At 68.7% G+C, this 8,785-nt stretch carries 8 protein-coding genes; 4 read left to right on the top strand and 4 right to left on the bottom strand.

The genetic code is table 11. From position 1 onward, the window contains the following. Positions 1-7 precede the first annotated feature (7 nt). A complete protein-coding gene (locus VFM98_RS09730; protein WP_414709007.1) occupies positions 8-1,015 on the bottom strand; it encodes a TRAP transporter substrate-binding protein in 1,008 nt (335 codons plus the stop codon). Positions 1,016-1,101: 86 nt separating this feature from the next. Here VFM98_RS09730 and VFM98_RS09725 point away from each other — a divergent pair, with 86 nt between their 5' ends. Together VFM98_RS09725 and VFM98_RS09720 are read left to right on the top strand one after the other, a co-directional pair. Further along, positions 1,102-1,917, top strand: coding sequence for an IclR family transcriptional regulator (locus VFM98_RS09725; RefSeq protein ID WP_325109724.1), 816 nt, complete (start codon positions 1,102-1,104; stop codon positions 1,915-1,917). Between the two features lie 21 nt (positions 1,918-1,938). Next, positions 1,939-2,631 (top strand): hypothetical protein, encoded by a 693-nt coding sequence (locus tag VFM98_RS09720; RefSeq protein ID WP_325109723.1) that lies wholly within the window; start codon positions 1,939-1,941, stop codon positions 2,629-2,631. 66 nt (positions 2,632-2,697) lie between these two features. Here the strand turns inward: VFM98_RS09720 and VFM98_RS09715 are convergent, their stop codons facing one another. The 3 genes from VFM98_RS09715 to VFM98_RS09705 form a co-directional block, all read right to left on the bottom strand. After that, positions 2,698-5,529, bottom strand: a complete 2,832-nt coding sequence (locus VFM98_RS09715) for a hypothetical protein (RefSeq protein ID WP_325109722.1) — start codon at positions 5,527-5,529, stop codon at positions 2,698-2,700. A 302-nt stretch (positions 5,530-5,831) separates the two neighbouring features. Beyond that, positions 5,832-6,152 (bottom strand): GNAT family N-acetyltransferase, encoded by a 321-nt coding sequence (locus tag VFM98_RS09710; RefSeq protein WP_325109721.1) that lies wholly within the window; start codon positions 6,150-6,152, stop codon positions 5,832-5,834. A 1-nt stretch (position 6,153) separates the two neighbouring features. Further along, positions 6,154-7,095, bottom strand: coding sequence for a ketopantoate reductase family protein (locus VFM98_RS09705; protein ID WP_325109720.1), 942 nt, complete (start codon positions 7,093-7,095; stop codon positions 6,154-6,156). Between the two features lie 91 nt (positions 7,096-7,186). Here VFM98_RS09705 and VFM98_RS09700 point away from each other — a divergent pair, with 91 nt between their 5' ends. Both VFM98_RS09700 and VFM98_RS09695 read left to right on the top strand, forming a co-directional pair. After that, positions 7,187-8,089: a glutamate ABC transporter substrate-binding protein gene (locus VFM98_RS09700; RefSeq protein ID WP_325109719.1), complete on the top strand. Its 903-nt coding sequence runs from the start codon at positions 7,187-7,189 to the stop codon at positions 8,087-8,089. A 3-nt stretch (positions 8,090-8,092) separates the two neighbouring features. Beyond that, the gene (locus VFM98_RS09695) at positions 8,093-8,755 is read left to right on the top strand and encodes an amino acid ABC transporter permease (RefSeq protein ID WP_325109718.1); all 663 of its coding nucleotides are present in this window, start codon (positions 8,093-8,095) and stop codon (positions 8,753-8,755) included. Positions 8,756-8,785 lie beyond the last annotated feature (30 nt).

The raw sequence follows: 8,785 nt of genomic DNA, 5'->3' as shown, positions 1-8,785 counted from the left end.
GTTCGGGTCAGAGTCGGGAGACGCGTTCCAGCTCGGACTTGAAGAGATTCACGATGGCCGGGTCGTACGCGCCGGAGAACTTGTCGTACACCGGTCGCACCGCGGCGCGCATCTTGGCCAGTTCGGCGGGCGGCACGTCGTTGTAGACCATGCCCTTGGCGGTGAGCTCGCCCAGCGCCTTGCTGGAAACCTCGCGGCTCACCGCGCGTTGCCAGTTCTGCGCCTCGGTCGCGGCCTCCTGGATGATCTTCTTCTCCTCCGCGGAGAGACGATCCCAGAAGCGCTTGCTGACCTGAATGGGATTGGTTGCATAGACGTGGTTCGTGCCGCTCACGTACTTCTGCACTTCGTAGAACTTGCTCGACGCGATGACGGCGAAGGGGTTCTCCTGCCCGTCCACCGCCTTGCTCTCGAGCGCGCCGTACAGCTCGGCGAAGGGCATGGGCAGCGGGTTCGCGTGGAAGGTCTTGAAGGTTTCGAGGAAGACGGGGTTGGGAATCACGCGCAGCTTCAGGCCTTCGAGGTCGGCCCCCTTCATGATCGGGCGCTTGCTGTTCGTCACGTTGCGAAAGCCCAGGTCGAAGAAGCCCAGCACCACCACGCCCTTCTCGGGCAATTTGGCGGCGAGCGCCTTGCCGAGGGGGCCGTCGACCATCGCATCGGCCTGCTTCGCGTTGGCGAAGAGGAACGGGAAATCGAGCAGGCCGAACTCCTTCACGATGCCGTTCAGCGACGTGGTGGAGGCAACCAGCATCTCCTGCACGCCGCCTTGCAGCGCCGACTGCTGCTGCAGCTCGTTGCCTAGTTGCGAAGCGGCGAACTCCTGCACCTTGATCTTGCCGCCGCTCTTCGCCGCCACGATCTCGGCGAACTTCTGCACGCCGAGGCTGGTGGGGTGGCCCACGTTGTTCAAGTGGCCGAACTTGATGGTGCGCTCCTGCACCTGCGCACCGGCGCTGCCGGCAGCCAGGACGAAGGCGAGGGCGGCGAGGCCGCGGCGGGTGATCGGGTTCACGCGTATCTCCTGTTTGATGTGGATCAAAGTGCGGGCATGATAGGGACACTGCTTGAAAGCCGTTCCGAGCCGGAATCTCTTTTCACATGACGAATCCCAACGCCGCACCCACAGGCACCGTCGATCGCACGCTGCGCATCCTGGAAACGCTGGCCGCGCAGCCGGAGGGCGTGGCGCTCGCCGCAGTGGCGGATGAACTGCACCTGCCGCGCAGCGCGTGCCATCGCCTGCTGGCCGACCTGGTGCGCTGTGGCTACGTGCGGCAGTTGCGCGACATGGGCGACTACGCCCTGACCACCCGGCTGCCCGCGCTGGGCTTGAGCTTTCTCGGCGCGGCGGGCATCGTGGACATCGCGCAGCCGATCATCGACCGACTCGCGGAAGTCTCGGGCGAGCTGGTCCGCCTTGCGCTGGTCGACGGCGACCGCCTCACCTTCGTCGCGAAGGCGCAAGGTGCACGCGCCGGCCTGCGCTACGACCCCGACATGGGCATCGACGTGCGCCTGTCGTGCAGCGCAGGCGGGCATGCATGGCTCATGACGTTGAGCGAAGAGCGTGCGACGGAACTCGTCGCGCGCCAGGGCTTCGGCTCGGCGCGTGAATACGGCCCCAAGGCGCCGACCACCTTCAAGGCGCTGATGAAGGTGCTGGAGGAAGACCGCAGGCGCGGGTTCAGCATGATCGTTGAGATGTACGCACCGGGCATGAGCGCCATGGCCGCGCCGGTGACCCGGCGCGGCGGCGAAGTGGCGGGCGTGATCACCATCGCGGGCCCGTTGCAGCGGCTGACGGTCACGCGGATGCAGGAGCTCGGGTCGCCGCTCGTGCACGCCGCCGGCGAATTGGCGATCGCGGCGACGAGTTCGCCCCTGCTGCGGCGCCGGGAAGCGCGAGTGGTTTGAACGGACGGAGAAGGAAGGACGATGGCACTGCTGGGTGAATCCGCCTTGGCGATGTGGTGGGACATGGCGCCGGACATGCGCGCCGAATTCGAAGACTGGCACTCGCACGAGCATTTCCCGGAGCGGCTGGCGCTGCCGGGCTTCCTGCGTGCGTCGCGCTGGGCGGCGGCCGACGGCGGTGAAGGCTTCTTCATCCTGTACGAGCTGCAGGAGCACGCTGCGCTCAGTTCCCCCGAGTACCTCGCGCGGCTGAATGCGCCGACGCCCTGGTCCACCAAGCTCATGCCGCACCACCGCAACATGGTGCGCAGCCAGACGCGCGTGCTGCATTCGCACGGCGTCGGCGTGGCCCGGCATGCGATGACGCTGCGGCTGTCGCCGCGCGACGGTGAGGCGCAGCGCCTGCAGGACGCACTGGGTTCGCTGGCGGAGGCGCTGCCGCTGCGCGCGGGCCTCGGCGGCGCGCACCTGCTGCGCACCGACACGCCCGCGATCGCCCCGACCACGGAGCAGAAGATCCGGGGCAATGCCGATCGCAGCGCGGATTGGGTGTTCGTCGTCTGCGCCTACGACCTCGAGGCCCTGCAAGCGCAGGTCCGCGAGGCGCTCGCGCCGGCAGCGCTCGAAGCGGCAGGCGCGGCGCCGGGGAGCATCACGGGGTGGTACGCCTTGTCCATGTCGTTCGCGCGGGGGGAGAACCGGCCAGGGCGTTGAGGCGATCGCAGGGCCCTCGCTGGCGGTGCGGACAGCCCCCCGGGCTTCCGGCACCGCCAGCAACCCTCAGCGGCAGCCGCTCTTGAAGGTAATGTCGACCGTCACGCGCCGGACCTCGACGTCCTCGATGTCGGCCCGGTCCAGGCGCAGGCACTTCAGCAACTCCATCGCCCCCGGTGCACACGCCTCCGGCAAGCCCGGCCCATGGTGGCCCGGCACCGCCGGCTTGTAGTCCGGATCGACCTCGTAGCCCATGCCGCCCAGCGGGATGCCGTCCGCCTCGGCGGTGATGACGATGGTGCGTGCCTCGCTGTCGGCGGGGACGACCTTGCGATCGAAGGGCTGGCCGGCGCTCATCGCGAACACGACTTCGCGCCGCGCACCCGGCTGCATGCCGAAGGCCGCCCCGCCCGCCGAGACGAACTCGAGCTTCCAGCCGCGCTCGCGGAGGAAGTCAGGCAGGGTGGCCTTCAGCGTCACCTTCACGTGGCGGTCGAACGGGTTGCGCAGCCAGAACAGGCGTCGCGCCAGGTCCGCGCGCGTCAGCGACATGGCCACCGGATGCACGTTGCGCTGGCCGATGTTGTTGTCGTGCGGCACCAGGCGCCACTCGGGGATGGAGCCGGTGATGCGGCCGTCGATGTTGCTGGGATCCCCCGTCGCCGAGACGCTGAAGAACATGCATTCGTGGCCCACCTGCGAGGGCGTCCACTCGAACGTCCCGACCACGACGCCCACCGCATCGCCGGCGGCGAGGTTCGGCGCACCGAGTTGCGCGGTGGTCATCGGCTCCCAGTCGTCGGGATACGTCAGCCCGATGCCCGGCTGGCAGTGGAAGCCCTTCACCGTGATCCCCGACGCCGCCTGGGTGCCGCGGTTCTTGATCCGCACGTACGCATAGTTTGTCGTGCCGACCACCGGCTCCTCGTGGACACCGCCACCCTCACCCACCGTGCGGCGGTTCCAGATGTCGGTGCAGCTCCAGTGATTGGCCAGGAACGGGTACTCGCCATGCCGGCCGTCGTCGATGTAGACAGCCACCGGCGGGGACGCGCCTTCCGCGGTGCTCGGCGCGCCGGGCGCCTTGAACAGGCCCTGCTTCTCGAAGGCCCACCGGATCACCTTCCAGTAGGCGCCTCCGGCATGCGTCTCCGCCGGGTTGGTAGAGGTCCAGACGCCGGCGTCGGCCACTTCGAGCTGCTGCTCGAAGCCGAGGGCGTTGCCCGGGTTGGTGGCCGGCGTCAGCTGGCCGACCGCGCGCAGGATCAGGTAGGCCGCCGACCGGGCCGCGAACTCGCGCCGGGGCACCGAGGCCGAATCGCCGCCGATCGACCGGTACATGCGGAACAAGGTGCTGGAGAGGACCTGCTCGCTGCTGTAGCCGCCGATGTCGTTGGCGCCGCCCCAGCCCCAGCCGCTCGCGGGCGTGCGGTCGTGCCGCCGGCCGATGACGTTGAGCCAGGGGAAGGTCACGAAGCGGTCCGGCGCGGCGGAGCCGGGGTCGTTCAGGATGGCGGCGACGCTGTCGCCCGCGCTGTGCGCGAACCCGAAGTTCGGCGAATTCACGTGGTCCCACAGGATCCCGTGGCCGGCCAGCTCGTGCAGCACCACGCGCCAGTCCGCGGCGATCCCGAGCGGGTTGGCCGTGTCCCCCAGGTCCGCCAGTGCGAATTCCACCGTGCCGATGCCGTTGCCGGTGGCGTTGCCCGGGCAACGCGCGTTGATGGTATTGCCGCCGAACGCCCGGTGGTCGGCCGTGATCGGGAACGAGGTGCCGTCGAAGTAGCTCGACACCGTGAAGCCGATGTCATTGACCAGGCGGAAGAAGCGGTCGCACTGGAAGTAGGCGTTGGCCGCGGCGAAGTTGTTCGTGCGGGTGTCGTACACGAAGTTGAAGGGCGTGGTCGTGCTCGGCACCGGCACCGTGGGCGCAACGGCATCGATGATCCTCACGTAGTTGCCGGTCAGGGCCTGCGTGCCGGAGACCGGCGCGTCCAGCCCCGTCAGCGCCACCGCGTCGCGCAGGGGATTGAGCTGGGGCGTCGTTGCCCCCGGCGTGAGGCCGCTGCCCTTCGTGATGGGGTCGCGCAGGAACACGTTGGCGACCGCATGGTCGACCAGCGGCTTGAGCTGCAGCACGCCCAGGGTGGCGACGTCGACGTACATCACCCAGTTGATCCGGCCCCAGGGCGGGGTGGTCAGCGTCAGGTAGGCCTCGACCGCTACGTAGAAGGCGCCATCCTCGATCGAAGGGGGCAGCGGCGGCAGCGGCAGGCTGGGCAGCGGCGGCTCCTGCAGGCCTTCGTCGTGCGGTGCCTGCGGGTGCGGATCGCCCGAGCGACGCGCCGCGTCGTAGCGGAAGACGACCAGGCGGGCGGCGTTGATGCGCGTCTCGCGCTGCGCCTCGTCCAGGCCGTCCGCGGGCGTGGCGATGCCGACGTCGGACAGCCGCGTCACGGTGCCCGGCGAGCGGGTGAACAGGGCCATGGCGCGCTTGATCGCCTCGTCGCTGGGGCGCGTGACCTGGATGTCGTGGTGCACGGTCGAAGTCGCTGCGAGCACCGCGCGCGGGTCGTCGCGCAGCATCACGCTGACGCCGGCGCCGACCACCGGCAGGCCGAAGTAGGTCTGCGCGTAACCGACGACGTAGGAGTCCATCACCTGCTTCTGCGTTTCGGCCCGCAGCTGGTTGAAGTCCGGCTCCGGCCAGCTCGCCGGCGGCTTGGACAGCGCGGCGAGCGTGGCGGCGGGGAGCGCCAGCAGTGCGCCGCGGCTGCGCAGGAAGTCATCGGCCTGCGCCTGGGGCGCCAGCGATGCCAGCCCTTTCACGGGCTCGCCAAGGGGAAAGGCCAGGTAGCGCGGAACGCCGTCCGCGCCGTTTTGAACGACGGAAGTCATGAGTCCCTCCTTCAGGGCACGAATGCCGGGGGCCGGGGTACGAGAGAAAAGTGTGGTTCCGAGCGCCCGTCCCCTTCGGGCCGCTCACAGAGACGCCAGCGAGCCAGGGGAGCTGGCCATGCGTGGGTGTTCAGGAAGAAGATACGGTGATCCTGCTCGGACTCCCAGTTGCTCGTGGAGCCGCAAGTTTTAGAGGTCGACCCCGGCGGCGTCTTCGTCCTTTGGACTGAAGGCACAGGCGACTTGCTGCTGCAGGTGCGCTTTCGTACATGCTCGCCGGGCGGCGAGCAGGCGCGTGCCCTTCAGATCCGGAACGCGCGCCGGTTTTCCAGCGTCACCAGGTCCTGGTATTCCGGGTGCTTGCGAAGGAAGGCCGCCATGAACTGGCAGACCGGAATCACGGAGAGCGACTGCTGCCGCGCGCTCTCCAATGCATGGCGGGCGATCGCAGATCCGATGCCGCGCCCTTCGAAGGCCGGAAGCACTTCGGTGTGCGTGAGCAGCAGGCCGTTCTTCAGCACGTTGTACTCGGCATACGCGGCGAGCTGGCCGGCGACGTGCAGTTCGAAGCGATGCCGGCCTGCGTTGTCCGAGCAGCTGAGCGATTCGTCGGAGGATGTCATTTCACCGGGAGGATACGCGCTGCCGCCGATGCTCGTAGCTTTGCAGGTGGATCCACGCCGGCCGCAGTGCGCCGGGGTCCACGCCCAGGGCCTGCACCCGGCGCAGCATGTCTCCCACGACGTGCGCCCCTTCCGTCGGTGCGCCCGCCTCGATGTCGCGCAGCATGGAGGCCGTGAGGGTCGAGCCGCGCTGCTGCAGCAGCTGTTCGAAGCCCGACCGAGCCGCTGCTCGCGGCGGATGCCCCGCCGCCTCCGCCGCCCGCGCGCACGCATCGAAGGTCTGCTGTACGTACGCCGCGCCCTCGTCGCTCGCCAGGATGTCGCCGACCGCCGCACGCATCAGGCAGGTGCTGGCCGCCAGCGTGGCGAGGCCGACGAACTTCTCCCACAGGTCCTGCCAGATGTCCTCGGACAGGACGGCATCGACGGGCGTCGCGCGGAACAAGGCCAGCAGGCGCTGCAGCTTGTCCTGCGCGGCCGCGCCGCTCTCCGGCAGCAGCCCGAAGACGATCCGGTGCAGGGTCGCGAGCTGGACGATCTCGCCCTCCTCCGTCATCGTCGCCGGGATGTGGCAACTGCCCCCGAGCACGCGCTGCGCGCCGAAGGCCTCCTGCAGCCGGGCAATGTGCGCGATCCCGTTCAGCAGCGGCAGCACGTGGGCATCGCCCCGCAGCGCCGGCCGGATCGATGCGATCGCATCCTCCAGGTCGTAGGCCTTGCACGCCAGCAGCACCAGGTCGAACCGGGCATCGAGCTCGGATGCGAGGACCGTCCGCACGTCCTGCCTGAACTTGCCGTCGATGGCGTGGACGACCAGGCCGCGCTCGCGCAGCCGGGCCGCGCGCCTCTCCCGTACGAGGAAGGTCACGTCGCCCTGCGCCTGCACCAGGCGCGCTCCGAAATAGCCGCCGATCGCGCCGGCGCCGAGGATCAGGATCTTCATGGCCTGCAATTTAACCGGACCGGCGAGGACCTCCGTCGCCCTGCGCAGGGCTGCTACATTCGGCGGCAGTCCACACCCCTCGAGAGAACCGATGACGATCTCATCCTTCCTGAAAACCACCGTGGTCGCACTGGCCGTCGCAACCGGTGCGCCGCTCTTCGCCCAAGGCACCCCCATCAATGCGGCAGCCTTCGACGCGCTGGTCGCCCAGGGCCCCGTGGCCGATGCCGCGACCATCGCCTCGAGCAAATGGGCCAGCAAGATCAAGCAGGCCGGCACGCTGCGGCTCGGCGGCACCCAGACCTCGAACCTCTTCTCGCTGCTCAACGAAAAGGACGGCAAGATCCGCGGTTTCGATGCGGGCCTGGCCCAGCTCCTGACGCGGTACATCCTGGGCGACGGGTCCAAATACCAGTTCACGCAGGTCACCTCGTCCACCCGCGAACAGGTCCTCGTCAACGACCAGGTGGACATGGTGCTGGCCACCTATTCGATCACGCCGGCCCGCGCGGAGAAGATCTCCTTCGCCGGTCCCTACTACACCTCCCAGGCGGGGGTGCTGGTCAAGTCGAACAACAAGTCCATCCAGTCGTACAACGATCTTGCCGGCAAGAAGACCGCCACCCAGGCGGGATCGACGGGGCCCGCGATCCTGGCGCAATTCGCGCCCAAGGCCATCGTGCAGGAGTTCCAGACCCACCAGGAGGCCGTCGACGCCCTGCGCCAGGGACGCGTGGACGCCTACGTGACCGACTACACGCTGCTGCTCAATGTCCTGAGCCTCGGCACCGGCGACGCGAAGCTGGCCGGAGCACCCTTCGGTCCGGCGGACCCCTATGGAATCGGCCTGCCCAAAGGCTCGGACGGCGTGGCCTTCGTCAATGCCTTCCTGAAGAAGATCGAGGCTGATGGCACCTGGGCCAAGTTGTGGACGCTGGCGATCGGGCAGCGCACCGGGAGCACCAACGTCCCGACGCCGCCTGCGCTTCCCTGACAGATGGGTAGTGTCTTCCGGCTCCTGGCCGACCACGGGCCTGCCTTCGGGCAGGCCCTTTTGCTCACCTGGAAGCTCACGGCATTGTCGTTCGTGGCCGGCTTCGCGCTGGGCATCGTGGTGACGGTGGCGCGGCTCCTGCCGTTGCGGCCGCTCCGCTTCGTGCTGACCGGCTATGTCGAGGTGTTCCGCAACATCCCGGCCGTCGCGCTGCTGATCTTCATCGTGTTCGCGCTGCCCGATCTCGAGGTGGTGATCGACTATGAGCCCAGCGTGATCCTGACCCTGGCCCTGGTGTGCTCCGCGTTCACGGCGGACTACCTGCGCACGGGCATCAACACCGTCGCCGGTGGCCAGGTGGAGGCCGCCCGCAGCCTGGGCATGCGTCCCCTGGTCATCGTCACGTCCATCGTGTTGCCGCAGGCGCTGCGCTCGGTCGTGCAACCGATGACCTCGCTGCTCATCGCGCTGATGCTCTCGACGTCGTTGGCATCCCAGGTGCCCCTGCCGGGGCGGGAGCTCACGGCGCTCGTGGCCCGGATCGCCAACGAGTCCGCCGCCGGGATGTCTGCCTTCGCCGTCGCTGCCCCGATGTATCTGGTATCCGGCCTGCTCATTGCCTGGGCGGGCGCCATCCTCGAGAAGAAGGTGCGGATCCTGCGATGAGCCGCGCCCTGGAAGACATCCTCTTCGGCG

Source organism: Ramlibacter sp. (genome assembly GCF_035706265.1).
Lineage (GTDB): Bacteria > Pseudomonadota > Gammaproteobacteria > Burkholderiales > Burkholderiaceae_C > Ramlibacter.
The sequence above is the reverse complement of the archived record's forward strand: the minus strand, read 5'-3'. Positions and strand labels throughout refer to the sequence as shown.

What these genes read in the sequence shown, in the direction of transcription:
- VFM98_RS09720 (WP_325109723.1), top strand. Translation starts at nt 1,939, where the DNA reads ATGGCACTGCTGGGTGAATCCGCCTTGGCGATGTGGTGGGACATGGCG.
- VFM98_RS09695 (WP_325109718.1), top strand. Translation starts at nt 8,093, where the DNA reads ATGGGTAGTGTCTTCCGGCTCCTGGCCGACCACGGGCCTGCCTTCGGG.
- VFM98_RS09700 (WP_325109719.1), top strand. Translation starts at nt 7,187, where the DNA reads ATGACGATCTCATCCTTCCTGAAAACCACCGTGGTCGCACTGGCCGTC.
- VFM98_RS09705 (WP_325109720.1), bottom strand. Translation starts at nt 7,095, where the DNA reads ATGAAGATCCTGATCCTCGGCGCCGGCGCGATCGGCGGCTATTTCGGA.
- VFM98_RS09715 (WP_325109722.1), bottom strand. Translation starts at nt 5,529, where the DNA reads ATGACTTCCGTCGTTCAAAACGGCGCGGACGGCGTTCCGCGCTACCTG.
- VFM98_RS09725 (WP_325109724.1), top strand. Translation starts at nt 1,102, where the DNA reads ATGACGAATCCCAACGCCGCACCCACAGGCACCGTCGATCGCACGCTG.
- VFM98_RS09710 (WP_325109721.1), bottom strand. Translation starts at nt 6,152, where the DNA reads ATGACATCCTCCGACGAATCGCTCAGCTGCTCGGACAACGCAGGCCGG.